Here is a 26,049-nt window from a genome sequence, read left to right as displayed (position 1 = left end):
ACGTGCCGGAAATGGGGAGGACCAGCGGGTGATGGCGGAAGCGCACGCCGGAAGGCCCGGGGAGCCCGCCGACGCAGCGGATCTCGGAGACGCCGCAAAACCCGCGACTCCGGGACGGCTCAGGCGGTCCGGAGAGCCCGCCGAGGCCGGAGAGCACGCCGAGGCCGGAAAGCCCGCCGAGGCCGAAAGCCCCGGCCGGGGCAGGAGGCGGCGGGCGGCCGGGGTGCGTGACCGGGTGCGGCGGCACCGATGGTTCCTGCTGGTGCTGGGGCTCGGTGCGGTGCTTCGGGCGCTCGCGATGCTCGGCTACCGCCCCGCCCTGTGGTTCCCCGACTCCTACACCTACATCGTCACCGTCTTCAGGCCCCGCCCCGACCTGGTGCGCCCGGCCGGCTACTCGATGTTCCTCAAGCTGCTGGAGCCGCTGCACGCGTTCGGCGCGGTGACGGCGGCGCAGCACCTGCTGGGCCTCGCGACGGGCGTGCTGATCTACCGGGCGGCCCGCCGCGCACCCAGGTGGGTGGCGACGCTGGCGACGGTACCGGTGCTGCTGGACGCGTACCAGATCGAGCTGGAGCACCTGCTCGTCTCGGACACGCTGTTCATGTTCCTCGTGGCGAGCGCGGTGGTGCTGGCCGTGCGGACGCGGCCGGCGGCGCTCACGCTTGCGGGCATCGGGCTGCTGCTCGCCGCCGCCACGCTGACGAGGACCGTCGGGCAGCCGCTCATCGTGGTACTGGCGGCCTGGTTCCTGCTGCGCGGGCGGATCAAGCCCGCCGGGGTGCTGCTGGCCGCGGCGCTGGTGCCGGTCATCGCGTACGGCGCCTGGTTCTACGCCACCTACCAGCGGGTGGGCCTGATAGGTGCGAACGGAGTGTTCCTGTACGCCCGCACGATGTCGTTCGCCGACTGCGCCGAGATGGACCCGCCGCCCGACCTCAGGGAGCTGTGCGACCCGCGCCCGCCTGACCAGCGGCCGCCGTCGCAGGAGTACATCTGGGCCCAGGACTCCCCGCTGGTGCGGCGTCCCGGCATCACGTTCACGAAGGAGACCGACGACCTCGCGGCGAGGTTCGCGATGCTCGCGATCACCTCGCAGCCGCTCGATTACGCGAAGTCGATGCTGGCGGAGCTGGCCCGTACGTTCCGCTGGGACCGGCCGATCTACCCCGACGCCGAGATCTACGGCTACTACCAGTTCCCTGCCGAGCGGCCGGGCCCGCCTGGCCGCTATCCCGCACAGGTGGGCGCCGAGTATGCCAAGCTCTACGAGCAGGGTGCGATCGGTACGGAGATCGTCGAGCCGTATGCCGGTTGGCTTCGGGCCTACCAGAGCGTGGCACGCCTGCCCGGATCGCTGCTGCTGGCGATCCTGCTCGTGCCACCGGTGGCGGTGATCGCCCGCAGGCGCGCGGGCAGGCACCTCGCGGCGCCTCCGGCCTGGCTGGTGCCCTGGTCGGTGGCCGTCGTGCTGCTGATCACACCGGCCGCGGCCGCCGAGTTCGACTACCGGTACGTGCTGCCGGCCGTACCGGTGGCCTGCCTGGCGGCGGCCCTCGCCATCGGGCCCGCGGAGGTGAGACGACGCGAACGACGACGCGACGAGCGAGGACGACCTGGTCGCGGAGAAAGAGTTTGGCGATGATATTCCACCAAATGTCCGGCTCTGAGTATGCTGTGCCGCGGAAACATCACGCCCGGGTCACGGCCGTTCCCCACGTTCATGGCCCGTGGCACGCCGTACGTGACCTAGTCTCGTGGCGCGAAGCGGCCGAACCGGCGGCGCAAGGAGTGAGGTCGGGGGGCGTATGACTGACTACAGGAGCGTGCCGGTAGTCGATTCCGCACACGGCCGACGATCCGCCCCCACGCAGCCGGGCAGCCGGATGGCGCGCAGAGCGGCGGCCGCACCGCCGCCACCGCCCGACGACCGTCCCCCGCGCGGCCACCGTTCCGGCGGCTCGGGCGGCGGCCAGACCAAGATGCGCGTGCTGGCGTGGGTCAGCGTCGGCGTCACCACGGCCATGGTGGCGGGCGCGCTCACCGCGTACACCGCCTACCGCGACGCCTTCGGCAACATCAACGAAAAGAGCGTCAAAGAAGACATCATCAACCCGCGACCGCCCGACACCGGCGCGCTCAACGTGCTGCTCGTCGGCTCCGACACGCGGGCTGGGGCCGGCAACGCGAAATACGGACAGAAGATGGCCCGCACCTCCGACGCGGGCGGCAAGCGCACCGACACGATCATTCTCCTGCACCTGTCCCCCGACCGGGACAAGGCGCGGCTGATCAGCTTCCCGCGCGACTCCATGGTGCAGATCCCCAAGTGCAAGAACGAGACCACCAAGCAGGAGATGCCGCCGCGCCGCGACATGATCAATTCGGCGTACAACACGGGCGGCATCGCCTGCACGATCTCCACACTCGAAACGCTCACCGGCATCCGCATCAACCACTTCGTCGAGGTCGACTTCAGCGGCTTCAAGAACATCGTCGACGCGCTCGGCGGCATCGAGATCTGCCTGAAGTCCGGCGTCAACGACAAGGCGTCCAAGCTGGTGCTGCCGCCCGGCAAGAGCCTGCTCGACGGTGAGAAGGCGCTCGGCTACGTACGCCTGCGCAAGTACGGCGACGGCAGCGACATCCAGCGCATCAAGCGCCAGCAGATCTTCCTCAGCAAGGTCGTCGCCAAGGCCACCAGCAGCGAGCTGCTGACCGACGTGGGCCGGCTGCGCGACTTCATCGCCGCCGCCGCCAGCTCCGTCACCATGGACCCCGAGCTGGCCAACGACACCGAACGGCTCATCGAGATCGCGATGAGCGCCAAGAAGATGACGGCCAACGGTGTGCAGTTCACCACGGTGCCCTGGCTGCCCGACCCCGACGACCCGAACCGGGTGGTCTGGAAACAGCCCGACGCCAACGAGCTGTTCACCGCGATCAAGACCGACACCGAGGTCACCAAGCCGGCCGAGACGGGCACCCAGACGGCCGCCAAGCCGAAGGCGAAGATCAAGCCGGAGCAGGTGCGCGTCCAGGTGCTCAACGGCACCAAGACCGTCGGCAAGGCCCGCGAGGTCGCCGACATGCTGGCCAAGCAGGGCTTCAACGTCGTGGGCCTGGGCAACTACGAGGCCCCCGGCGGCGCGAGCCTGGCCAAGACCGAGATCCACTACGCCAAGACGGCCGCCACCGGGTCCGACTACGCCGACACGCTCGCCGGAGCCGTCCTGCCCAAGCCGCAGACCGCCGCCGGCAAGGTGAAGGCGGCCGGGGCGCAGCCGTACACCTCGGCGGCCACCACGACCACCGCCGGAGCGCCCGCCAAGGGCACCCCGGTGATGCAGCTCGTGGTGGGCGAGGACTTCGAGTCGGTCAAGGTCACCAAGCTGCCCGACAGCGTCAAGAACAGCACCATCACCGCGTCAGAGCAGAAGAACGTGTGCACCTGAGGCTCCAAGTTCGCTGTGTAACGTCTCGTTCCGGCCCTCTACGAGAGACAGGACTCCTGAGGCGGGCTAGGCTGTTGCGGGTCGGCGACGCAGCGCGAAACGGGCCGTGTACGGTCCATGACCGCGCTGCCGTCGTGTTCCCCGGCCCCGAGCGAAGCTGAGCGACTTCCTTCTGTGTCTGACACCAGATCCTCCCGACCGGCCACGACCCCCCGGCGTCCCGATGAGGAGGGACCTGCCAACACGGGAGCCCGTTGGCCGATGCCGGAAGAGACCTTCTGGAGCGAGTCCACCGACCCGCACGGTGTGGCGCCAGGCGAGCTGACGCAGCCCCAGCCGGCCGTCACACCGGAGGACCCGGCTCCCGAGCCCCGGCCTCGCGGCACCAGCCCCGAGGCCGGGCGCTCGCGCGCCCGCGACGCGGAGTCAGGACGATCGCGCTCCAACGGCCGGCACGCGGAGGCCGGGCACCCGTACACCGACGGCCGCCACTCCGACGCCGGCCACCCGCACGCCGACGGCCCCGGCTCCGACGCCGGACACCCGCACGCCGACGGCCGCCACTCCGGCGCTGGTGACCGCGGCTCGGCCGCCGGTAGCACCCGCTCCGGCGACCGCGGCTCCGAGGCCGTGCACCCGTACTTCGGCGGCGCGGCGCCGGACGCCGCACTCTCCAACGGGCGCCGCTCCGACGCCGGACACGCGTTCTCGCGTGGCCGCCACGCCGAGGACGGTCAGCCGTTCGGCGACGGCCGGGACGCGGGACGCTCGCACTTCCAGAGCCGCTCTCCGGAGGCCGCCGGGCAGCAGGCCGCCAACGGGCGCGGCGGTGAGACCGGGCAGCAGGCCGCCAACGGGCGCGCCGCCGAGACTGGACGGCCTGTGGCCGGCGGCCGCGGTGCCGAGGCCGGGCAGCCGGCCGCTGACGGCCGCAGCGCTGAGACCGGACGGTCCGTGGCCAACGGGCGTGGCGGCGAGCCGGGGCGGCTTGTCGCCGGCGGTCGCCGTGGCGATGCCGGGCAGCCGGTCTCCCGTGACCGGCGTGCTGAGGGCGGCGCGCAGCGTTCCCCGGCTCACGGCCGGAGCCCGGAGGCCGGCGAGGCACGTCCTCAGGGCCGTGGCCGGGCTCCGGAGGTCAGTGACGCCCGCCAGGGCCGTGGCCGGGCTCCGGAGGCGGGTGACGCGCGGGCGCAGGCCCGTGCCGCCGCCCCCGAGGGCAGGCGGGCCAGGAGGGCGGCCGAGGAGCCCGTCGCACGAGCGACGGCCCCGGCGGCGGCTCAGGAGGCCGGGCAGCCGGCGGCACGACAGGCCGGCCAGGCCGCGACCGGCGGTCAGCGGCGCAGGGGATCGCAGGACGCAGCGGCGGCGGGCACGGGCACGCGTACGCAGGAGCGGCCCGAGCCGCAGCAGCAGCCCGAGCGGCCGAAGCGCAAGCGCGACCCGTTCCTCGACAACGTCAAGTTCCTCCTGATCGCGCTGGTGCCGATCGGCCACTCGCTGGTGCCGACGCTGTCGGCGGACTCGGCGCGCGCGGCCTACATCTTCATCTACACCTTCCACATGCCGCTGTTCGTAGTGATCAGCGGCTTCCTGTCCAGGAACTTCTGGAACTCCAACGCGAAGACCAACAAGCTCGTCGACACGTTCCTCATCCCGTACGTGATCGTCGAGGTCGGCTACGCCGCGCTGCGCTTCGCGCTGGGCCAGAAGTGGAGCCTGACGATCATCGACCCGGCCTGGCTCAACTGGTACCTGCTGGCGCTGCTGTTCTGGCGGCTGTCCACACCGGTGTGGAAGCGGATGAGGTACCCGGTGCCGGTGGCGATCGCGATCTACCTGTTCGCCGGGTTCTCGCAGATCTCGGGCGACTTCAGCATGGACCGCTTCTTCGGCCTGCTGCCGTTCTTCGTCATCGGTTTGGTCCTGCAGCCCGAGCACTTCGACATGCTCAACCGCACGTGGATCAAGGTGGTCGCGGTCTTCACCATCCTGGGCGCGGCGGCGGTGGCGATCCTCATCGCGCCCAAGGCGCCGCTCGGCCCGTTCTACTACAAGAACAGCTACCAGGACCTCCACGTGTCCTGGTGGATGGGCCTGGGCGTGCGCACGGGCCTGCTGATCTGCGCGCTGGCGATGTGCTTCGCGATCCTGGCGCTGGTGCCCAGGAAGGAGACCTGGTACACCGACCTCGGCACCCGCACGCTCTACTGCTACCTCCTCCACGGCGTCCCGGTGCTGATCGCCAAGGAGATGGGCTGGCTGTCGGTGCCGTGGCTGTACGGTCCGCTGGGCGTGCTGGCCATCTCGTCGTGCGGCTTCCTGCTGGCGATCATTCTGTGCCTGCCGCAGACCCGCACGCTCTTCAAGTGGATGCTGGAGCCGCGCCTCACCTGGCTCTATCGCCGGCCTTCGCGAAGTTAAGCGACCGTTCCTTTCGCATTAACGCCGTTGACCGGACGGGCGCGGAGCATCGATCCATGCGTGCATGTGTCGCCACGACCGTCCACCATCCCGAGGACGCCCGGATCATGCACCGCCAGATCCGGGCGTTGCTCGACGCGGGCCACGAGGTGACCTATGTGGCACCGTTCACTCACTTCAACGTGACGCCCGCCGTCGAGCTGAGCGCGGTGGACGTGGCGCACCTCGCCTCCCCGGGCCGGGTCAGGGCCGCGCTCAGGCGCGCCCTGCGCGGCGCCGACCTGCTGATCGTGCACGAGCACCGGCTACTGCGCGCGCTGCCGCACCGGCGTCCTCCGGTCGTCTGGGACGTCCGCGAGCAGGTCGCGCCCAAGCGGCTGGACCGCGCGCGGCGGCGCCATCAGGTGATCACGCCGGCCGAGGTGCCGGAGGCGACACTGGTGTCCCCCGCGCCGCTCCCGCCAGGCGACACCAGGGTCGTGCACATCGGCCGCCTGTCGGTCGAGCGCGGCGTGATGGAGCTGATCGGGCTGGCCGAGCGCCTGGTGCCGCACGGCATCCGGGTCGATCTCATCGGGGCCGCCGCACCCGGCGTGCGGCCGCTGCTGCGCGACGCGCAACGGGTCGGCCTGCTCGACTGGTACGGCTACGTGCCGCTCCGGCACGCCCTGCGCATGTCCGAGGGCGCGCTGGCGGGCCTGTCCCTGGCCGACTCGTCGGTGACCGCCGTACCCACCAAGATCCTCGACTACATGGGTCGTGGGCTGCCCGTGGTCACCACACCGCAGGGCGCGGGGCCGGTCGAGGCGGCCGGGTGCGGGATGGTGGTGCCGCTGGACGTGGACGCGGTGCTGAACGCCGTACTGGATCTGAAAGAGGACCCGGAGCTGCGGGTGCGGCTGGGCAAAGAGGGGCACGCGCAGGCCCGGCTGAACCACCACTGGCCCGATCACGCGCCCGCCTTCGTCCGCCGCGCCGAGTCGTGGGCCGGCGCCACCACCCACGCCCCGGCCGTCCAGCCCGCCCCCGCCCCGGCACGGCCGACGCTCACGCGGCTCCGGCGCAAGCCGGACGCCACCCGCCCCTGACCGGTCCGCCTCCCTCCCCGACACGGCCACCACCACCTGGCCGGCAGGTCGCCCCCCTTCCCTCCGACACGGCCGCCATCACCTGACCCCGGCAGGTCGGCCCCCTTTCCCCCGACACAGCCGCAACCAGCGGCGGTGGGAATGGCCACGGAGCGGGGCGGTTGATGTACTGGACTCATGGCATCGCATCTGATCCAGGGCCGGACGGTGGACATGCCCGTGCGGGTGAGGGACGCCGAGGTGTGCAGTGCCCTCTACCCTGTGCGTGCCGACGCCGCGCGAGCGGTGATCGCCTACTCCGGGCTCGACGTCACCGAGGTGCTGCCCGGCAAGGCCGCCTGCCTGCTGGTGTTCGTCGACTACCGCGACGGCGACCTCGACACCTACCACGAGTTCGGCATGGCCTTCCTGGTGCGCAGGCCCGGCGCGCCCGCGTCCGTGGGGCCGGGTGAGCTGCGGCACGCGGGGGTGTTCGTGCACTGGCTGCCGGTGGACCAGGGGTTCACGCTGGAGGCCGGGCGGTCGCTGTGGGGGTTCCCGAAGGAGCTGGCCGACATCGAGCTGCGGCTGGCGTCGCCGTACAAGCGGTGCGTTCTGCGCAAGGACGGGCGGCTGGTGCTCGACATGCTGATCAAGCCGGGTGTGCCGGTGCCGGGGGCGGGCGTGATGGCGCCGCTCGACGCGTACACGCACTGTGACGGGGTGACGCGGGTGGTGCCGTGGACCGTACGGGTGCGCGGCGCCAGGATGCGGCCCAGCGGCGCGCTGATTCGCCTCGGCAACCATCCCGTCGCCAAGGAGCTGAGCGAGCTGGGGCTGCCCAAGCGGGCGATGTTCAGCACGACGGTCGCGCACGCCGCGATGTGCTTCGGCGAGGCCCGCGAACTCTGAGGCGGGCCCGCAAGCTATGAGGCAGGCCCGCAAGCTGTGCGGGCAGGCCCCGAGCTGTGCGGCGGGCCGGCCGGGCGAGCCGTGCGGCAGGCCCGCAGCGGGCCTGCCCGATCAGCTGCGGGTCGGCGGCGGTCAGACGATCGGCGGGCGGCCGAGCTTGACCATCCGCCACGCGGTGCGCCACGCCATGGGACGCCGCTCGCCCGCCGGAGTGCGCAGCCCCTCGATGAAGCCGCCGAACCACGCCTTGAGCGCGCCCGACGAGCCGCGCTCGCGCACCAGCGTGAGCACCACCCAGTTGAGGAGGTAGATGACCGCGAGCGGCCACGGCAGGTTGCGCCGGGCCAGCCAGACGCGGTTGCGGGCGTTGAGGCGGTAGAACTCCGCGTGCCTGGTGGGCGGCACCTGCGGGTGGTACATCACCGTCTCGGCGTCGTATTCGATGCGGTAGCCCTCGCCCAGCAGCCGCCAGGCCAGGTCGGTCTCCTCGTGGGCGTAGAAGAACCGCTCGGGCAGCCCGCCGACCTGGAGGAAGGCCGAGCGCCTGACCGCGGACGCGCCGCCCAGGAACGTGGTGACCGGGGACGAGCGCTGCGGGTCGCCCGCGCGCAGGCGCGGCACGTGGCGGCGCTGGCCGATGCCGCCGTCGGGGTCCATCACCCGGAAGCTGATGACGGCCAGGTCGGGCTCGGTGGCGAAGCGGTCGCGCACGTGGGAGACGACCTTCTGGTCGGCGTACCAGCCGTCGTCGTCGAGGAACAGCACGACGTCACCGGAGCACTCCTCGACGCCCCGGTTGCGGCCGGCGGGAATGCCGGTGTTGTGTTCGAGCCGGATGGACTTCACGACCGCGGCCGAACCCTCGGGTGGCGTCGCCGACAACTCCGGCACGTCGGCTCCGTTGCCTACGATCACCACCTCGACGTCTCCGTCGACCTGGTTGAGCGCGGACTCGACCGCCCGGTTCAGCTCCGCGACCCGGTTGCCCATGGTGAGGATGACGCACGAGATCTTCAACGAATCACTGTCCTGACGCGTTGAGAACACGAGCGGAGCATTCTTTCATGATCACCGAGTCTGCTGGTCTGCATGGTCTGGATGGTGAAGCTAAGCGTATCGGAACCGACAGTGAACCCCCACCGAACCGCGGACGTCCGATCAATACGACGGACAAGACGCCCGAGCGGTTCCGGGCGAGATCAAGCAAGTCGCCTCGATGCCATGATGCTGATCAGATGCAGCACGACCTGCAACGCCGCCGCCACCGCGCAGGCCACGACCAGCACCCGCGTCGCCGTCGGCACGCCGGCCACCGCGTCGATCACCGCGGCCACCACCGCGAGCAGTGACAGCTCGATGGGCTGCATGATGCGGTGGAACCTGGTGGCCGCGAGCACCCGCCTGCCCAGCCCCAGCAGCCCCGAGCGGAACTGCACGGCCGCCGCCTCGCTCGACGCGCCAAGCCCGCCCTTGGCCCTGGCCACCTCCACCAGGTCGCTTTCGGCCTTGATGAGGATGGCGCCGAGCGCCCCGGCGAAGCCGAGCACGGTGTACCAGTCGGGCAGCACCGCCGAGGCCCGCCAGCCCAGCCCGGCCAGTACGGCGGCCTCGGCGAAGTAGGCGCCCACCCGGTCGAGGTAGACCCCGGCCAGCGAGGTCTTGCCCGTCCAGCGGGCCAGCTCGCCGTCGGAGCAGTCGAGCAGCAGGTAGACCTGGATGAGCAGGGCGGCGCCCACGGCCGCCCACAGCCCAGGCAGGGCGAGCACGAACCCGGCCGCCACCCCGGCCACCGTCATCACCCAGGTGAGCTGGTTGGGCGTGACCGGGGTCTTGGCCAGCGCCCAGGTGACGTAGATGGACAGCCGGCGCATGTAGAGCACGCCCGCCCAGTGCTCGCCGTTGCGGCGCTCCAGGTGGCCCGGGGGCTGGGCCACCTGCCTGAACTCAGCTACCGAAGGCCCGGACATAGTCCCCCACCCGATCGCGGATCTCCGATTCCTGCATGCGCAGGTGTTCCAGGATCGTGTAACGGCCGGGGCGAGTGGCCGGGGCCAGCGCGACGACCTCGGCGAACTGCTCTTCCGTCAGCCCGATGTCGCCGGGCACGACGGGCAGCTCGTGGCGGCGCAGGCAGCCGACCACCTGCTGCACGCGGGCGTGGTCCTCACGCAGGAAGAAGCAGAAGGCGGCACCGATGCCGGCGAGCTCGCCGTGGTTGGAGGTGCCGGGGAAGAGCTGATCCACGGCATGAAGGATCTCATGATCTCCACCGCTCGCGGGCCGGGATGAGCCCGCGACCACCATGGACATGCCCGACAGGATCAGCGATTCGGCGAGCACGGTCAGGAACGCGTCGGACTCGATCGAGTCGGTGCGCCCGATGAGCGCCTCGGCGGCGGTGCGCGACATCGAGCAGGCGAGTCCGTCGATGGGCTCTCCGCGCTCGACGTTGCCGAGCTGCCAGTCCTCGATCGCCGACAGGTTGCTGATGACGTCGCCGATGCCCGCACGCACCAGCGACTTCGGCGCGTTGTGCACGAAGTCGAGGTCGACCAGGATGGCCAGCGGCATCGGCACCCCGAACGTACCCTTGCCGCCCTCGTAGACCAGCGAGGCGGTCGGCGAGCAGATGCCGTCGTGCGACAGGTTGGTGGCCACGGCGACCATGGGGATGCCGGCCAGCGACGCGGCGTACTTGGTGGCGTCGATCGTCTTGCCGCCGCCGACGCCCACCACCACCTCGTAGGCGCCCTTGCGCAGGTCGGCCCCGAGCGAGACGGCCGCGTCGACCGTGCCGTCGGCCACCCTGAACACCTCGGCCTCGCCCAGCGTGGGGGCGATGAGGCTCTCGATGTGGTCACCCTGGCCGGGGCCGACGGCCACGGCGACCCGTCCGGAGGTGGCCACGCGGCTGTCGGCCAGCAGGGCGCCGAGCTCGGCCACCGCGCCCCGCCTGACGTCCATGGTCAGCGGCGCGGGCAACATCCTCGCGAGAAGCGGCATCCGCGCCTCCCTCAGTAGTGGACGGCTATGGCGCGGGCCTTGGCTAGGTCGTCGTGGTTGTCCACCTCGACCCAGTCGACCTCGCCGATGGGCGCGGCGTGGATGACCTCACCGCGATCGACCATCTCCTGGTAGCCGTCCTCGTAGTAGAGCTGGGGGTCGCGCTCGAACGTGGTCTTCAGCGCGTCGGCCAGGCGGTCGGCCGCGCCGGGACGGATGAGGGTGGCGCCGATGTACTCGCCGTAGGCGTCGGCGGGGTCCATCAGCTTGGTGATGCGGCGCAGCGCCCCCTCGGGCGACAGCGTCACCTTCATCTCCTCGTCGGCCAGCTTCTTGACGTTGTCGACGGCGAGCAGCACGTCGCTGGTCTCGGGGGCCGACAGCAGGGTCTTCTCGACCGACACCGGGTGCACGGTGTCGCCGTTGACCAGCAGCACGCCCTGGGAGAAGTAGTCGCGCGCGCACCACAGGGAGTAGGCGTTGTTCCACTCCTCGGCCTTGTCGTTGTGCACGAGGGTGAGCTTGACGCCGTGGCGCTGCTCCAGCTCGTCCTTACGCTCGTGTACGGCCTGCGCCGCGTAACCGACGACGACCACGACCTCGCGCAGGCCCACCTCGGCGAGGTTGCGCAGCGAGATGTCCATGATCGTGGTTTCGCCGTCGACCGGCACGAGCGCCTTGGGCAGCGTGTCGGTGTACGGCCGCAGGCGTCGTCCGGCCCCAGCGGCCAGCACCATTCCCAGCAACGTGCACTCCTCAGTCAGCGTGACTCCGTGGCCCAAAGAGTATTCGTCTTTGGCCCCCGTGCGGGTAATCCGGCGTTAGTCTTGCGTTCCCGCATCTGCGGCTTCCACCCCGGTTCGCGGGGCGGCGAGCCAGCACGTGAGACTCTCCCAGCCGAACAGTCCCCACAGATAGAGCGCGAGGAGCGCATAACCGCCGCTCAGCCAGCCCGACAGGGCGACCAGTGAGATCGCCATCATCCTGCCGTCCCAGCCGAGCCCGGCCGCGGGCAGCCAGGCCGGCGGGTAGACGCGCTGGCGCAGCCGGTAGAGCAGATCGTAATGATGGAAGGCGAGGGCGCCGAGCAGCGCGAAGATCAGCGCGGGGTGCACCTGGTGCGCGAAGCCGCAGGCGGCGATGAAGGCGTACTCGATGAGGCGCAGGATCGGCGGCACCAGCCAGTCGAACCTGCCGTCGTGGGGGTGCGTGCTGCCGGGCCCGGCGAGCAGCAGCGTCACGGCGGGCGCGAACACCGCGAGCCCGTCGGCCCCCGCCACGCCGATGAGCAGCAGCACGCCCGTCACGAACGTGCCGGCGAGCACCGGCGGCAGCGGCGGGAGCTGCCCGGCGACGAGCAGGCCCATGGCGCGCGACAGCGGGCCGTCGTCGCGGTAGGCCACGACCGTGCTCTTGGGTACGGGGGTCATCTGCACCGAAATCATCTGGCCGACCTCGCGATCCGTCCGGCGAGCTGGTAGAGGGCGGCCACGCCGCCCCAGCACAGCAGCGACAGGAACGTCACGCGGGCGTCCCAGAGCGCGGCCGTGACGGCGATCAGCGCCATGCGCTCGCCGATGGGCAGCACGATGATCTTCTTCAGCCAGCGGGCGATCGTGTCGCGTTCCAGGCGGTGGGCGAGCTTGAGCACCCCTCCCGGCGCGCGGCGCAGGTCGCGCGACTCCAGCAGGGAGCGGGTGGGCCTGCCCCACATCGCGCCGACGCGGGCGCCGTCCTCGATCGCCCCCGCGTACGTGGCGTCGATGGCGTGCCTGACCACCTGGAGGACCATCGCGGCGACGGCGAGGTACCAGATGCCGGGATCGGCGGACCCGGCGGCGAGTCCGACGTAGACGGCGTACTCCTTGAGCCGGTCGGACATGCCGTCGGCCCACGCGCCGAGCGGGGTGAAGGCGCGCGTGTAGCGGGCGAGCTGGCCGTCGAGGCAGTCGAGCGCGAACGACAGGTAGAGCAGCACCGCGCCCAGCACCAGCGCGCCCCTGGTGCCGCCGGAGAACCACACGGCGGCCAGCAGCGCGAGGCCGGCCGAGACGCCGGTGACGGTGTTGGGGGTGACCTTGAGGCGTACGGCGGGCCTGATGAGGTGGCGGGTCCAGGTGGAGACGAAGAACGTGGCGAAGAAGCCGTCGTCGGCCTTGACCGAGCTGTCGAGCCTGACCTTGGCCTCGTCGACCTCGGCCAGGCGGCGTACGGCGGCGTCGGCGGCGTTCTGGCCGGTGACGCGGTCGGCGTGCAGCGACCCGATCGCGGCGGCGCGTACGCTCACGCCCGACCTGACCAGCCCCACGAGCAGCAGATCGACCGCCTCGACCGGGGTGACCGGGCCCAGCCTGCCCTCCTCGGCCAGCTCGGCCAGCTCTTCGGCGACCTCCGCCAGCGTGCCCAGGTCGGACTCGCCGGCCATCAGCATGCCGCGGAAGGTGGCGTTGGACTCGGGGACGAGGTGGAACGAGCTGCCCGCGGCGACGACCTTGCCGTTCTCGACGCGTACGGGCGGGCGCAAAGGACCGGCGGTGGGATCGCGGGAGATCAGGGCGCCGGTGCAGCGGGCGGGATGTTCCAGGAGCAGCGCCAGCGCCTCGGTGTGGGCCACCAGGTCGGCGGGCAGCACGGCCACCGCGCCCGTGGAGGTGCGTATGATCTTGGCGATGCCGCGCAGGTCGGCCGCGAGCCCGCCGCCCGCGCTCATCACCTGCACCTCGCGCACGGGCAGCCTGGAGAGCTGGTCGTTGAGCCGGTCGAGCAGGGTGCCGTCGCCGCTGTGCAGCCTGCCTGCAGGTGTCGTGGCGAGCAGCACGACGGATGTCGTCGTGCCGTCGCGGGTCAATGAGTCGGGCAAAGCGCAGGTCTCCTCCCGGTCGGGGTGGAGTGCGGTGGACTGGGGGGTGCGTAGACACAGCGTAGCGACAGGTCAACGTCAGATCACGGAGCAGCACCGTTACGCTGCCCCTATGAATTCACGGCTGCGATCGGTTGGAGTGCTACTCGCGGGCGGCGTGGGGCAGCGGGTCGGGGCGGGCAGGCCCAAGCAGCTCATCGAGGTCGCCGGGCGGACGATCATCGAGCATTCGCTGGCCGTCTTCGAGCGGGCGCCCGAGATCGACGAGGTCGTGGTGCTGATGACGCCCGGATACGCGGGCCGGGTGCGGGAGATCGTGGCGGCCGGCGGCTACCGCAAGGTGAGCAAGGTCGTGGACGGCGGGGCCACCCGTACGGAGAGCACGTGGCGGGCCCTGCAGGCGCTCGGCGACACCGAGTGCAACGTGTTGCTGCACGACGCCGTACGCCCCCTCCTGGAGCCCCGGATCATCACGGAGTGTGTCCGTGCGCTGGAGACCCACGAGGCCGTCAACGTGGCGATCCCGAGCTCCGACACCATCTTCACGGCCGTCGCTCGCGACGACGGAGAAGTGATCGGCGAGGTGCTCGACCGGTCGCGGCTGCGGCGCAGCCAGACCCCGCAGTGCTTCCGGCTGTCGGTGATCAGGCGGGCGTACGAGCTGGCGATGGCCGATCCCGGCTTCGCCGGCGGCACCGACGACTGCGGCGTGGTGCTGCGCTACCTGCCGGAGGTGCCGATCCACCTGGTCGCGGGCAGCGAGCGCAACATCAAGGTCACCCATCCCGCCGACCTGCACATCGCGGAGCTGCTGTTCGAGCTGCCCGCGCCGGTGCCGCGCGGCGGCGACGACGCGCTGGCGGGCCAGGTGGTGGCGGTGGTGGGCGACACGGTGATGGGCGGCCTCGTGGCGGACGGCGGCGCGACGGGTGGCGGCGCGGTGCCCGCGAAGACGTGGGGCGGCGCCGTCGTACGCATGCTGACCAGGGCCGACGGAGTGCGTGCCGAGGACTACGACTCGGTCGCCAAGGCGCTCGGCGACGTGGGGCCGGTGGACCACGTGGTGTTCGCGGCGGGCCGGGGCCACCGTGGCGGGCTCGCGTCGGCGCGCGGCGAGACCGTCGCCGACGCGGTCGCGGCCGGTCACTTGGGCGCGCTCAACGTGGCCCGTGCCGCCCGGCCGCACGTGCGCCGCAGCCTGCTGTTCCAGGTGCCGCCCGGCTCGGGGGCGCTGCACGCGTCCTGCGCGGCGGCGGTGGCCGCGCTGACCCGGGCACTCGCCCTCGAATGGGCCGCCGATGGCATCCGGGTCAACTGCGTCAATACCGGGGCCTCTCCTGCCCTGGCCGCGCAGACCTCGCTGGACATTCTCATCTCCGACCTATCAGGGCAAGTCATAGACGTGCGCGTTGACGGCGCTTGACCCGCACCTTGTTACCGTGCGTTCGCATGAGGAGACTCATCGTGAGCGCGGCGCTGCTCGGCTGCTACCCCGTCCTGCTGGTCGCGGCTCTGTTGCCGGCGCCCGTGCTGTTCGGGCTGGCCGCCGCGGCGTCGTACGCCGTCGAGTACGCCGCCCCGCGCGCCGCCCGCCCGCTCACCGACGCGCTGGGCAAGGTGCACCTCGGCATCACGCTGCGCTTCGCGGTGCGGGAGACGCTGGCGCTGCTGCTGGTCGCACGCGTGGCGGGCGCCGAAGCGCCGTGGTTCGTGGCGCTGGCGGCCGGGATGCTCGCGATCCACGGCGTACGCGCCCTGCACAGCGGCCTCGCCCTGCGGCTGCGGCAGATGCTCAGCAGGATGCCGGTCACCACCCGCAACCTCGACGTCTCCGCGCTGCGCATCCCCAAGCTGCCGCCCAAGCCGCTGCGTGACGGCCGCAGCCTGCCCTTCCTCTACCTGGACGCCCTGCCGGTGCTCGGCGCCGTCCTGGGGGCCGCCACCGCCACGCTGGGGGCCGCTGCGGCGCTCGCCGCCGGGCTCGCCGGGGCGCTCGCGCTCATCCCGTACGTCCGCCGCGCCGCCCCGCTCATCGACCGCGCCCGCGTCCTGGAGGTCGTCGGCGCGCAGGTCGAGCGGTACGCCCCCGAGGTCATCCTGTACTTCTCCGGCGCCACCGCCGCCGCCTACCAGGCGAGGATGTGGCTGCCCGTGCTCGAACGCATCCGCCGCCGCGCCATCGTCGTCCTGCGCGAGCGCGGCATGGCCGCCCACCTGGAGGACACCAGCCTGCCCATGGTGTGCATCCCCTCGTCCGCCGACCTGATGAGCTTCCGCGCCCTGACCGGCGCGAAGCTCTGCCTGTACGTCTCCAACGTCGGCAGGAACGTCCACATGCTGCGCATCCCCACCCTGCGCAGCGTGTTCCTCAACCACGGCGACAGCGACAAGGAGGCGTCGTTCAACCCGTTCTCGCGCGTGTACGACGAGGTGTGGGTGGCCGGGCCTGGCCTGCGACCGCTACCGGCGGGCCAAGGTGGGCGTCAGGGACGAGAACATCCACGAGGTCGGCAGGCCGCAGCTCGAAGGCATCTCGACCAAGGGGCCCGACCTGCCGTACCGGACGGTCCTGTACGCCCCCACCTGGGAGGGCTGGAACGACGACCTCTTCCACACCTCGCTCATCACCATGGGCCCGCGCATCGTGCGCGCGCTGCTCGACCACCAGCCGCCGCTGCGCATCATCTACAAGCCGCATCCGCTCACCGGGCACCGCGACAAGGCCGCCACCCGGGCGCACCGCAAGATCGTCGCCATGATCGAGGCCGCCGAGCTCGCCAAGTCCAAGGCCCGCCACCCCTCCCGCGCCGCCGCAGAACAGCCGCACATCCGCCACCTCATCGTCACCGGGCCGGAACCGCACCTCTACGACTGCTTCAACGAGTGCGACATGCTGATCAGCGACATCTCCAGCGTCGTCGCCGATTTCCTGGCCAGTGAGAAGCCGTACGCCGTCACCAACGTGGCCGGGCTGCCCGAGGCCGCCTTCCACGAGCGGTATCCGAGCACGGAGGCGGGGGTGCTGATCAACTCGGACCTGTCGGGGCTCGCCGAGTTCCTGGACGGCGAGGACACCCTCGCCAGGGCCCGCATCAAGCTCCGCAGCTACCTGTTCGGTCCTGAGTACCCGGACGCGATGACCCGCTTCGACGCCGCCATCGAACGAGTCTTCAACGAGTCCTGACCGCCGCCCGGCCACGCCGGCACGTCCCTTGACGGCCCCCGCCGAACCACCGGCGGGGGCCGTTACGGTCGGGAACGGTCAGCGCTGGGGGCGGGAGAGTTTCTTCGGGCTGGTGAGGAAGCCCCAGCCCCACGAGCAGTGCATGGTGGCGTACACGACCGGCAGCCACAGCCGGGAGCTCAGCGGCAGCCCGCCGCCGGTCAGCACCGACCCGGCCACGATCGCGACCACGTAGCCGCCGGGGATGACGAGCCCGAGGGGGAAGAACGGCGAGACGACCAGCCCGAGCAGCATCGCCAGCACGGCGGCGGGCGGCGCGAGGTAGCGCAGGTTGATCGTGCCCTCGTGCGTACGGGCCACCACGCGACGCCAGCGCCCGTAGTGGAAGTACTGCTTGGCGAGCGCCTTGACGTTGGGCCGCGGCCGGTACGAGACCCGCATGCGCGGCTGGAACCACACGAGCCCGCCGGTCTGGCGGATGCGGTGGTTCATCTCCCAGTCCTGGGCGCGCAGGAAGTGCTCGTCGTAGCCGCCCACCCGGTCGAGCGCCGAGCGGCGGAAGACGCCGAGGTAGACGGTGTCGGCGGGACCGGCGGTGCCGCCCACGTGGAAGGCCGCGGCGCCCACCCCGATCTTCGAGGTCATGGCGCAGGCGACGGCCTTCTCGAAGGGGGTGATGCCCTCGGCGGCCATGATGCCGCCGACGTTGTCCGCGCCGGTCTCGGCCAGCGTCTCGACGGCGACGCGCAGGTAGTCGCGGGGCAGCATGGCGTGCCCGTCGACTCTGGCGACGATGCCGTTGCGCGAGGCGGCGATGGCCGCGTTGAGCGCGTTGGGCGTGCGTCCTGTCGGGTTGGGAACGACCGTCACGCGGCGGTCGGACGCGGCGATGGCGTCGGCGACCTCCTGGGTGCGGTCTTGGGACGGCCCCACGGCGAGGACGACCTCGATCTCGCCGGGGTAGTCCTGGGCGAGCACCTGTTCGACGGCCTCGCGGAGGTGCCGTTCCTCGTTGAGTACCGGCATGATGACGGAGATGGGGGGCCAGCCGCGCGTCTCCGCGGGCGCGTGCGGCGAGTCGGGGAACTGCTTCATGGCGGGGCTCACGCTACTGTACGACCGAGGGAGGAGGGCAATCCAACGCCCGATACTCCGGCGTGAAAAGGGGGACGGGATGGGCGACCCGGGCGAGGAGGACGGCGGTGTGCTCGTGGGCGGCGACGCCTACGGCGGCGTCAGGCTCGCGCCAGTCCGCACCCGGAGGCCGCGCAGAAGCGCGAAGGCCCGCCGCAGAAACCTGATACTCGCCGGTTTCCTGTCCTCCTGCGTGCTGGTCACGACGGGCGTGGTGTGGGCGACGCCGCGGCAGATCGGCACGGTCGACGCGGGGGTGACCGCGCCTTCGTCGAGCGGGGCGGAGAACATCCTGCTGGTCGGCGTGGACAAGCGCGACGATCTCCCCCGCCGGCAGCAGAACCGCCTCAAGCTGGGCCGCGAGTCCGGCCAGCGCACCGACACGATGATGGTCATCCACCTGTCGGAGGACCACAAGAAGGTGACCGTGGTGAGCCTGCCGCGCGACACCTGGGTGACGATCCCCGGCAAGGGCGAGCACAAGATCAACTCGGCGTATCAGTTCGGCGGGCCGAAGCTGGCCAAGCAGACCGTCGAGGCGGCGACCGGGCTGGAGATCAACCGCTACATCGAGGTCAACATCCTGGGCTTCATCGACGTCGTCGACTCGCTCGGCGGCGTCACGGTGTGCACGCCGATCCCGATCAACGACACCAAGATCGACCTCAACCTGCCGGCCGGCACGCACCAGCTCGACGGCGTGCGGGCGCTCGGCTACGCCCGCACCCGCGCGACCGCGCGTTCCGACCTCGACCGCATCGACCGCCAGCAGCAGGTCATCTCGGCGCTGCTCAACCGGGCGCTCAGCGCCGACACGCTGGCCAATCCCGCGAAGCTGGCCTCGTTCGTCAACTCCACGCTGAGCACGGTGAAGGTCGATCCCGACGACGGGCTGCTCGGCCTGGCCACGCAGCTGCGCGACGTGTCGCTGAACGACGTGAAGTTCGCTGAGGTGCCGCTGGCCGACGTCGACTTCAAGACGCCCACGGGCGAGTCGGCGGTGCTGTGGGACAAGGCGGCGGCGCGCGAGCTGTTCGCGAAGATCGACAGGGACGAGGATCCCGGCAAGCCCACCACGTCGGCCTCGCCGAAGCCGTCGGCCAAGCCGTCCGCGCCCGCGCCCGGCGAGATCTCGCTCAAGGTCAAGAACGGCACGCTCATCACGGGGCTCGCGGCCCGTACGAAGGAGGCGCTGGTCGCGTACGGGTTCAAGGTGCCCGGCCAGCCCGGCAACACCAATAAGAAGGACTACAAGCAGACCTTCATCCGGTACGGCGCGGGCTTGGAGGAGTCGGCGAAAGTGGTCGCTCAGGCCATTCCCGGGGCCGAGCTGCGCGAGGCGGATATCGACGGCATCGAGCTGATTCTGGGCACCGATCAGCCGAAAGTGCAGCAACGCAAGTCCAGCGCCACGCCAAGTGCGAAGCCGAGCGTTACACCAAGCACCAAAACGGCAATGCAGAACATATGTAAGAAATAGGTATAACAATCCGGGTGACGGGCAGGTGAGCCCCATGGTGGTCGAGTGCTGGCGAGAGGACCACTGCACGGTTCTCCACGTCGTAGGCGATCTCGACGTCGCCGGAGCGCCCCGGCTCCGCTCCGAACTCGAGCAGGCACTGTCCTCCCCTGGGTCCTCCCCTGGGTCCTCCGATGGGTCGGCCGACGGGTCCGCCGCCGATCCGCCCAGAGTGGTGGTCGATCTGACCGAGGTGCCTTTCTGCGATTCGGTCGGGCTCGGCGTGCTCGTGGCCGCGTACAACATGATCCAGAATGTGCACGGCCGGATGATCCTCGTCGTCGGGCCGGGAATGATCCGCCATCTGCTGACGATCACTCATTTGGACCGCCATTTCGAGACGAGCGAATCCCTCAACGCGGCACGCGCCACGCTCGGCAGCGCCGCCTGATCGTTTCTCCGCCGTACGCCTTCCCTGCCGCGGGAGGCGTACGCCGCCGCGCGAATGCACTGTCACGTGTGGAGGCCGTCACGTTGTTCGAGCAGTTCCCCGAGCCCGCGCGATCCCAGCTCGCAGCCGCCTTCGACGAGGGGCGGACGCGGCCTGAGTGGTGTTTCGCGCGGGAACGGGCGCGGCTTGCGTACTGGACGCCCATCCCCGGCTCCGAGCCGATGATCGTCTGGCAGTTCGAGCCGGGCCCCGACCCCGGCACCGCCGCCGAGCTGCTCCGCCACAGCCTGCGCGAGCTGGGCCTGCGCAAGGCCATCCACGACATCACGCTCCCGCCCGGCCTCACGCCCGTCGTCGATCGCGCGGTCGAGCACGAGGCGCTGCTCGCGGCCGGGTTCGTGATGGAGGTGGAGCGGCTGCTGCTGGAGTGGGCGGCGGGCAGCGACCTGCCGGACGAGCCGGGGCGGCTGACGTACCGGGCCGCGCGGCGCATGGACCCCGGCGAGGTGATCCGCCTGCTCGTCCGCATCTCCGAGGGCTCGCTCGACCACGACACCCGGGTCGAGGTGGCCACGTCCGGCGCGGAGGCCGAGGCCCGCTGGATGTACGACGACCTGATGGCCCGCAAGGCCAAGCCCGACTGGTTCGTCATCGGGTACCTCGGCGACTCCCCCGTCGGTCTCGTGGCCCCCGACGACCACTCCATCGCCTACATCGGCGTCGTCCCCGAGCATCGCGGCCACGGCTACGTCAACGACCTGCTCGCCCACGGCACCCGCACGCTCGCCGCCGAAGGGCTGCGCCGCATCGTCGCCGCCACCGACGTCGCGAACGCCCCGACCGCCGCCGCGTTCCGCCGTGCTGGATACTCGGAGGTCGGCCGGCTGTTCCGCTACTACTGGAGGACATCGTGAGACTCGGGGTCATGTACGACAGGGACCTTCCGCCCGAGCAGCTCGTCCCGTTCGCGCGAGCGCTCGACGAGACGTCCGTGCACGACCTGTGGGTCGTCGAGGACCTCGGCTGGACCGGCGGCATCTCGGCGGCGGCCACCGCGCTCGCCGCCACCTCCCGGCTGCGCGTCGGCATCGGCATCACGCCCGCGCCGCTGCGCAATCCGGCGCTGCTGGCCATGGAGCTGGGCAACCTCGCCCGGCTGCACCCCGGGCGGCTGGCCGCGGGCATCGGCCACGGCGTGGGCGACTGGATGCGCCAGGTGGGCGCGGCCGTCCCGTCGCCGCTCTCCCTCCTTGATGAGACCATCACGTCCGTACGCGCGCTGCTGCGCGGCGAGCGCGTCACCCTCGACGGCAAGGAGGTGCACCTGGACGGGGTGTCGCTGGTGCACCCGCCGATCGTCGTGCCGCCCGTGCTCGCCGGCGTGAAGGGACCGCGCTCGCTCGCCCTGTCGGGACGGGTGGCCGACGGCACGATCCTGCCCGAGGGCATCGCGCCCGCCGACCTGCCCGAGTACGTCTCGCGCATCGGCGGCGGTCCCGGACACGAGCTGGTCGTGTTCGCTTACCTGGGGCTCGGCGGCGAGACCGAGGCGACCCGCGCGGCCGTGGCGGGGCAGGCCGGGTTCCTGGGGGTGGCGCCTGAGCAGGTGGCGGTCGCCGGGGGCACACCTGCGGAGGCGGCGGCGCACGTCAAGCAGTTGTGGGCCGCCGGTGCCGCCACGGTGGCGGTCCGGCCGCTTGGGGCTGATCCGTTGGGGCAGGTGAAGGCGCTGCTAACGGCGCTCTGAGCAGGGGGCGGCTCGCCCGGCCCTTTCCTGTCGGCCCTGTCCACCCCTGCCTGGCTCGCCCGGATGGTCCGCCTTTGGGGGTTCGTGGGATCGTCGGCGGCACCCCGAGCCGGGACCCGCCACGGGACCGGCCGAAAGACCGATGCCTTGGGCGGTGCGTTCGTCCGGACGGCCGATGGCCGGGCCGCCCCGCTCGGCCAGCATCGTGGAGCATGAGGAAGATCGCGGCACTTGCGGCATGTACGACGCTCCTCGCGGCGGCCACCGCCGGTTGCAGCCTGAACGCCCAGGAGGTCCACGCCTCCCAGGCGTTCCCCCACACGGGCGACAGCCTGAAGATCGACGTGTCCATGGGCGGCGTCCGCGTGCTCCCCGGCTCGTACGGCACCGTCCAGGTCGAACGGTGGCTGCGCGGCAAGGCGGCCACCGACGACCCCTCGTGGTCCCTGCGCGACGGCACCCTGCGGCTCAGCGCCGACTGCACCATGGTCTTCGGCGACTGCGGCGCCCGCTACCACGTCAAGGTCCCGCCCGGCGTCCGGCTCTCTGTCGAAGCGGACGACGGCGTCATACTCAACGGCCTTACCCAGGACATCGACGCGGTCAGCCGCGAACGCATCCAGGTCACCCGCGCCTCCGGGCGGCTGCGGCTGCGCGCCGACGGCCCCGTGCAGGGCATCAACCTCACGTCGCGGGACGTACGCGTCCGCACCGACTACGGCGGCATCGACCTCGCCTTCACCGCGCGGCCCGGCAAGCTCGACCTGGAGTCGAACGACGGGCCGGTGACGGCGCGGGTGCCATCGGGCACGTACGCCGTCACCGCCGTCACCGAGACCGGGCGGCGGCGGACGGAGGTCGAGCACGACCGCAAGGCCGACGCCAGGATCGTGGCCCGCAGCGACACGGGCGACGTCCGCATCCTGAAGAAGTGACCGCGTCCACGGGAATGCGGTCACCTGCGCGGCCTGCCTTGGGAGCGCGGTCACCTGCAGAAGGCCCTGCGCCTTGCGGAAGGCGACCGCCCACAGAACCCCCTGCACCTTCGGAAAGCGACCACCCGCGGAACGCCCTCAGCCGACGCGCTCGAAGGGGGTCGGGGACTGGCCGGTCCAGCGGTAGAGGCGGGCGATGCCGGTGTGCTTGGAGACGCCGTCCTCGGTGCTCGTGCCCGCCTCGGCCGCGTAGAACAGCCCGCGCCCGAGCGAGATCAGCCCGTACTCACCGTTGAACCGCCAGCCCCGCACCCCCGTGGCCGGGTCCTGGAGGCCGCCCTTGGCCAGCGTGAGCAGCTTGCCGCGCTCCGGCTGCGGCTGGCCGGCGATCTCGCCCGTCCTCGGCCGGGCGCGGCCGTCCACGATGAAGAACGGGTAGTTGGGGAACTGCGGCTTCGAGCCCTGGTAGACGGCGAGCATCCAGTCGCCGGTGTGCTCGTCGTATTCGAGGTTCTGGACGCCGTACCTGGTGTTGCCGGTGTAGGCGAAGTACTTACCGTCCACACGCTCGGGGCCGCTCTTGTGCGGGGCGCTCTCAGTGAGCGGGCGCTCGTACTTCTTCCAGTGGCGGATGTCGTACTGAAGCAGGACCTGGTGGTCGTTGTCCTGGCGGCCGGTGTTGGCGTACACGCCGTACGCGACGGTGAGCCGCCGCGGGCCGCCCTTCTTGCCGAACGCGGGGCCGAAGGCGACGCCGTCGATGCCGCTGCAGCCGTAGCGGTGATCGGGCGTGTCGGCCACGTTGCCGTCGAAGACGCCGTCACCGTTCATGTCGGCGGTGTAGTCCTTCACGACCTCCTTGAGGTAGACCGTGCTGACCACGTCGTCGGTCTGGGCGTCCATGCCGGGGCGGTTGATGCGGTCGACGTCGAAGATCGCGATGTAGAACGACTCCTGCTCCTTGTATTCGAGCGAGCCGTACACGCGGCCGTCCTGGGTGTTGAAGTCGAGGTCGCCCAGGTGGCCGGTGAAGCCGGTGACGGAGCCGACGAGGTTGCCGTCCAGGTCGGTCTTGACGAGCACGTTCGTGAAAGAGAAGTACATGTACCCCTTCCGCTCGTCGATCGCCATGCCCTGAACGTGCCCCTCCGTCCATGCGCCGCCGGAGATCTCCAGCGGGAGGCGCTGCGGGCGGCGGGCGGCCGCGTCGACGCCGGACGTCTCGGCGCCGGGGGCGGCGAGTGCGGGGGCCGGGGCCGCCAGAAGGGTGAGAGCGGAGGTCGTGGCGAGGGTGAGCGTGAGGGCTTTGCGCATGGTGCGGTACTCGCTTCATTGATCGTGGATCAAGGCGGATATGACCGTATGCCGCCCAGGTGACACCGTTTGACCGCGAACTGAACGCAGGGCAAAACCCTTACAAACCGCACGCACACCCTGAAACAGGACATTGCCCGGCTCCTCAGGAGGCGGCGACCAGCTCCACCTCGAACCCGTCCTCGTTCTCCAAGTACGCCGCGTAGTGGGTGTCACCGCCCGCGTACGGATGCCGGTCGGGGAACATCAGCGTCCACCCGTACGCGACCGCCTCCTTCACCAGCTCGTCCACCCGCTCGCGGCTCCCGGCGTGGAAGGCCAGGTGGTTGAGCCCCGGCCGCAGCCGCTCGTGCCGGTCGGACGTCAGCGCCGGCGACTGCTCGACCACCACGTACGTCTCCCCCCGCCGCCAGCTCCGCCCGTCGGGCCAGTCCTGGAAGGTCGCGTACCCGAGCGCTTCGAGCAACCACCCCCAGCTCTTGACGGCCCGCCCCAGGTCGGGAACCCAGATCTCGATGTGATGCACCGCACCGGCAACGCCCTCATCGGCCATGCCGCCGACCCTACGCCGCCCGACCGACAAGATCGCCGCACCTGCGTAGCATGTGCGCATGTTAGGGCTATTGATCTTGGTCGCTCCGCCGGCGACCCTGGTGCTGGCCGCGGTTCCGTTCGCGGCCCGATCGGCTCCGGCGCGCCGGCCGTACCGGCTGCGTAGAGCGCGTGTGCTGCGCGGGACGATCATCACGGCGGCCGGGCTGGCTGTCCTGGCGCGCAGCGTGTGGGCCACGCGGTGGGGCGTCTACCACGACGACGGCAGCTCCGCGATGTGGTTCCTGGTGTCTCTCTTCGGCGGCGTGCTGCTCTTATGGGGAGCGGCCCACTTCGTCCCTTGGATGCTCGCGGCCCTCGACCGCCGCAGCACCCGCTTTCCGCGAGCCCTCCGCCTGGCGACCCGCAGACTGGGCGGAGGGCTCGCCCGTACGTCGGCGGGCGCGGCGTCCGGCATGATCGTCATCGCCACCACCACGCCCCTGCTGATCCTCGGCCCCACCATGCAGGCCCAGAATGAGGGGCGCTATCGGCCGCTGGCCCGCGCCGGCGCCGCGGTCATCGGGGCCGACACCGCAACGGAGCCGGCCACCGTACGGTCGATCATCGACCAGGAGCTACCCGGCGTACCGCTCCTGACCGCCGGCATCCGCACCCTCTCCCCCTCCTTCAACGCCTTCGACGGAACGGAACTCGTGGGCGAGACGTACGTCGGGGGCCAAGCCCTGCTCCGCCACCTCACCGGAAACCCGGACATCCCCTACGACCCCGCCACCGCCGTCCTGGTGTCGGCCGACATCGAACAGCAGGGCTACATCCCGATCCACTACACACTGTCCGGCATCGACTCGGTCACATACCTCCCCGTCATCTCCGTACCGCCGCCCGAGCCCGATTGGGAGGCGCTGTTCGTGCCGGAGGAAGCGGCGCGCACGCTCGGTGTCACGGTGACACCCAACCGGTTCATCATCGACCCCGCCCATCACCAGGTCTCGATCGCCGAGGAGGAACGCCTCGCGCGGCGCCTGCTCGTATTCGGGTTCGTGCACGTCGAACGCGGGTTCCAGCCCACGACCGCCTGGTACGTGGTCGCGGCCCTGCCCTTGCTCGCCGTGGCCGCCGTGGTGCGGGCATCCCGGTCGTTCGCGCCTACCGCGTCCTGCGTAGGCTCAGCGCGGGCTCGTCGCTGACCCTGCGCCTCCTCACCGCCGCCCGCGCCTTGACCGCCTCGCTCTGCTCTACCGCGCTCGGCGGCCTTATAGGCATCGGTGTCGGTCTGTGCGTGCTCCGGGCGAAGAACGCCTACTCCTTGGAGCCCGCCCCGCTACCCTCCTTCTCCCCGTGGCCTGCCGTGACCGCGCTCCTTGCGGGGCTCCCTGTGCTCACCGCCCTGGCCGCCGCCCTCCTGCCGCCGTCCTGGCTCACCGGCCGCGGCACCGCGCGCTGAAGCGGATTCCAGATATCGGGTGGATCATCACCATGGCTCCCATTGCGGGCGAGTGGAAGTGGCGGGCCCGGCTGTCATGGCTGTCGTCCGTTCTCCTGTCCGGCGCCG

At 71.2% G+C, this 26,049-nt stretch carries 24 protein-coding genes and 1 pseudogene; 14 read left to right on the top strand and 11 right to left on the bottom strand.

Annotated features, from left to right (window positions below; all coding sequences use genetic code 11):
• The first annotated feature begins 31 nt into the window (after window positions 1-31).
• From ACFMQL_RS19250 to ACFMQL_RS19230, 5 genes are all read left to right on the top strand, one after another.
• On the top strand, window positions 32-1,645 hold the full coding sequence (locus tag ACFMQL_RS19250) for a hypothetical protein (RefSeq protein ID WP_378786319.1): 1,614 nt from the start codon (window positions 32-34) through the stop codon (window positions 1,643-1,645).
• A gap of 163 nt (window positions 1,646-1,808) precedes the next feature.
• Window positions 1,809-3,455, top strand: coding sequence for an LCP family protein (locus tag ACFMQL_RS19245; RefSeq protein WP_378786317.1), 1,647 nt, complete (start codon window positions 1,809-1,811; stop codon window positions 3,453-3,455).
• Window positions 3,456-3,716: 261 nt separating this feature from the next.
• Window positions 3,717-5,876: an acyltransferase family protein gene (locus ACFMQL_RS19240; RefSeq protein ID WP_378786315.1), complete on the top strand. Its 2,160-nt coding sequence runs from the start codon at window positions 3,717-3,719 to the stop codon at window positions 5,874-5,876.
• A gap of 56 nt (window positions 5,877-5,932) precedes the next feature.
• Window positions 5,933-6,964: a glycosyltransferase gene (locus ACFMQL_RS19235; RefSeq protein ID WP_364060087.1), complete on the top strand. Its 1,032-nt coding sequence runs from the start codon at window positions 5,933-5,935 to the stop codon at window positions 6,962-6,964.
• Between the two features lie 177 nt (window positions 6,965-7,141).
• Complete coding sequence (locus tag ACFMQL_RS19230; protein WP_364060084.1) at window positions 7,142-7,855, top strand: acetoacetate decarboxylase family protein; 714 nt, start codon at window positions 7,142-7,144, stop codon at window positions 7,853-7,855.
• Window positions 7,856-7,987: 132 nt separating this feature from the next.
• Here ACFMQL_RS19230 and ACFMQL_RS19225 read toward each other — a convergent pair whose 3' ends face one another.
• The 6 genes from ACFMQL_RS19225 to ACFMQL_RS19200 form a co-directional block, all read right to left on the bottom strand.
• On the bottom strand, window positions 7,988-8,872 hold the full coding sequence (locus ACFMQL_RS19225) for a glycosyltransferase (RefSeq protein WP_364060081.1): 885 nt from the start codon (window positions 8,870-8,872) through the stop codon (window positions 7,988-7,990).
• Between the two features lie 182 nt (window positions 8,873-9,054).
• A complete protein-coding gene (locus tag ACFMQL_RS19220) occupies window positions 9,055-9,822 on the bottom strand; it encodes a CDP-alcohol phosphatidyltransferase family protein (protein WP_364060078.1) in 768 nt (255 codons plus the stop codon).
• The gene (locus ACFMQL_RS19215) at window positions 9,800-10,840 is read right to left on the bottom strand and encodes an iron-containing alcohol dehydrogenase family protein (RefSeq protein ID WP_364061353.1); all 1,041 of its coding nucleotides are present in this window, start codon (window positions 10,838-10,840) and stop codon (window positions 9,800-9,802) included. Before ACFMQL_RS19215 ends, ACFMQL_RS19220 begins: the two co-directional genes overlap by 23 nt.
• 29 nt (window positions 10,841-10,869) lie before the next feature.
• Window positions 10,870-11,604, bottom strand: coding sequence for a phosphocholine cytidylyltransferase family protein (locus tag ACFMQL_RS19210; protein WP_364060075.1), 735 nt, complete (start codon window positions 11,602-11,604; stop codon window positions 10,870-10,872).
• 75 nt (window positions 11,605-11,679) lie between these two features.
• The gene (locus ACFMQL_RS19205) at window positions 11,680-12,303 is read right to left on the bottom strand and encodes a DUF5941 domain-containing protein (protein WP_378786313.1); all 624 of its coding nucleotides are present in this window, start codon (window positions 12,301-12,303) and stop codon (window positions 11,680-11,682) included.
• Entirely contained in the window at window positions 12,300-13,718 is a 1,419-nt protein-coding gene (locus ACFMQL_RS19200) for a CDP-alcohol phosphatidyltransferase family protein (protein WP_364060069.1), read from the bottom strand. The genes ACFMQL_RS19205 and ACFMQL_RS19200 overlap by 4 nt, the downstream gene beginning before the upstream one ends.
• A gap of 112 nt (window positions 13,719-13,830) precedes the next feature.
• On the opposite strand from ACFMQL_RS19200, the gene ACFMQL_RS19195 reads away from it, so the two are divergent.
• Window positions 13,831-15,141 carry an SDR family oxidoreductase gene (locus tag ACFMQL_RS19195; RefSeq protein ID WP_378786311.1) on the top strand — a complete coding sequence of 437 codons (1,311 nt, stop codon included), beginning with the start codon at window positions 13,831-13,833 and terminating at the stop codon, window positions 15,139-15,141.
• Between the two features lie 11 nt (window positions 15,142-15,152).
• Here ACFMQL_RS19195 and ACFMQL_RS19190 read toward each other — a convergent pair whose 3' ends face one another.
• Window positions 15,153-15,932, bottom strand: a complete 780-nt coding sequence (locus ACFMQL_RS19190) for a hypothetical protein (protein ID WP_378786309.1) — start codon at window positions 15,930-15,932, stop codon at window positions 15,153-15,155.
• Complete coding sequence (locus ACFMQL_RS19185; protein WP_378786307.1) at window positions 15,845-16,069, bottom strand: hypothetical protein; 225 nt, start codon at window positions 16,067-16,069, stop codon at window positions 15,845-15,847. Before ACFMQL_RS19185 ends, ACFMQL_RS19190 begins: the two co-directional genes overlap by 88 nt.
• Before the next feature lie 125 nt (window positions 16,070-16,194).
• Between ACFMQL_RS19185 and ACFMQL_RS19180 the strand changes: the two are divergent.
• Window positions 16,195-16,608 (top strand): annotated as a pseudogene (locus ACFMQL_RS19180) (hypothetical protein); the annotation flags it as partial.
• The gene (locus ACFMQL_RS19175; RefSeq protein ID WP_378790280.1) at window positions 16,609-16,902 is read left to right on the top strand and encodes a hypothetical protein; all 294 of its coding nucleotides are present in this window, start codon (window positions 16,609-16,611) and stop codon (window positions 16,900-16,902) included.
• 78 nt (window positions 16,903-16,980) lie between these two features.
• Here the strand turns inward: ACFMQL_RS19175 and ACFMQL_RS19170 are convergent, their stop codons facing one another.
• Window positions 16,981-17,997, bottom strand: coding sequence for a glycosyltransferase family 2 protein (locus ACFMQL_RS19170; RefSeq protein WP_364060060.1), 1,017 nt, complete (start codon window positions 17,995-17,997; stop codon window positions 16,981-16,983).
• A gap of 79 nt (window positions 17,998-18,076) precedes the next feature.
• Between ACFMQL_RS19170 and ACFMQL_RS19165 the strand changes: the two genes are divergently transcribed.
• From ACFMQL_RS19165 to ACFMQL_RS19145, 5 genes are all read left to right on the top strand, one after another.
• Window positions 18,077-19,516 carry an LCP family protein gene (locus ACFMQL_RS19165; RefSeq protein ID WP_364060057.1) on the top strand — a complete coding sequence of 480 codons (1,440 nt, stop codon included), beginning with the start codon at window positions 18,077-18,079 and terminating at the stop codon, window positions 19,514-19,516.
• A gap of 34 nt (window positions 19,517-19,550) precedes the next feature.
• Entirely contained in the window at window positions 19,551-19,946 is a 396-nt protein-coding gene (locus tag ACFMQL_RS19160) for an STAS domain-containing protein (protein WP_378786304.1), read from the top strand.
• 68 nt (window positions 19,947-20,014) lie between these two features.
• The gene (locus tag ACFMQL_RS19155) at window positions 20,015-20,860 is read left to right on the top strand and encodes a GNAT family N-acetyltransferase (RefSeq protein WP_378786302.1); all 846 of its coding nucleotides are present in this window, start codon (window positions 20,015-20,017) and stop codon (window positions 20,858-20,860) included.
• Window positions 20,857-21,693, top strand: a complete 837-nt coding sequence (locus ACFMQL_RS19150) for an LLM class flavin-dependent oxidoreductase (protein WP_378786301.1) — start codon at window positions 20,857-20,859, stop codon at window positions 21,691-21,693. Before ACFMQL_RS19155 ends, ACFMQL_RS19150 begins: the two co-directional genes overlap by 4 nt.
• A 212-nt stretch (window positions 21,694-21,905) precedes the next feature.
• Entirely contained in the window at window positions 21,906-22,628 is a 723-nt protein-coding gene (locus tag ACFMQL_RS19145) for a hypothetical protein (protein WP_378786299.1), read from the top strand.
• A 138-nt stretch (window positions 22,629-22,766) separates the two neighbouring features.
• Here ACFMQL_RS19145 and ACFMQL_RS19140 read toward each other — a convergent pair whose 3' ends face one another.
• Both ACFMQL_RS19140 and ACFMQL_RS19135 read right to left on the bottom strand, forming a co-directional pair.
• Window positions 22,767-23,942 (bottom strand): hypothetical protein, encoded by a 1,176-nt coding sequence (locus tag ACFMQL_RS19140; RefSeq protein ID WP_378786298.1) that lies wholly within the window; start codon window positions 23,940-23,942, stop codon window positions 22,767-22,769.
• A gap of 145 nt (window positions 23,943-24,087) precedes the next feature.
• Window positions 24,088-24,468, bottom strand: coding sequence for a VOC family protein (locus ACFMQL_RS19135; RefSeq protein WP_378786296.1), 381 nt, complete (start codon window positions 24,466-24,468; stop codon window positions 24,088-24,090).
• Between the two features lie 85 nt (window positions 24,469-24,553).
• Here ACFMQL_RS19135 and ACFMQL_RS19130 point away from each other — a divergent pair, with 85 nt between their 5' ends.
• The gene (locus ACFMQL_RS19130) at window positions 24,554-25,684 is read left to right on the top strand and encodes a hypothetical protein (protein WP_378790279.1); all 1,131 of its coding nucleotides are present in this window, start codon (window positions 24,554-24,556) and stop codon (window positions 25,682-25,684) included.
• Window positions 25,685-26,049: the final 365 nt, after the last annotated feature.

Source organism: Nonomuraea fastidiosa (assembly GCF_042751225.1).
Classification (GTDB): domain Bacteria; phylum Actinomycetota; class Actinomycetes; order Streptosporangiales; family Streptosporangiaceae; genus Nonomuraea; species Nonomuraea fastidiosa.
Note: the sequence above shows the minus strand (reverse complement) of the source record. Positions and strands in the feature narration are given on the sequence as shown.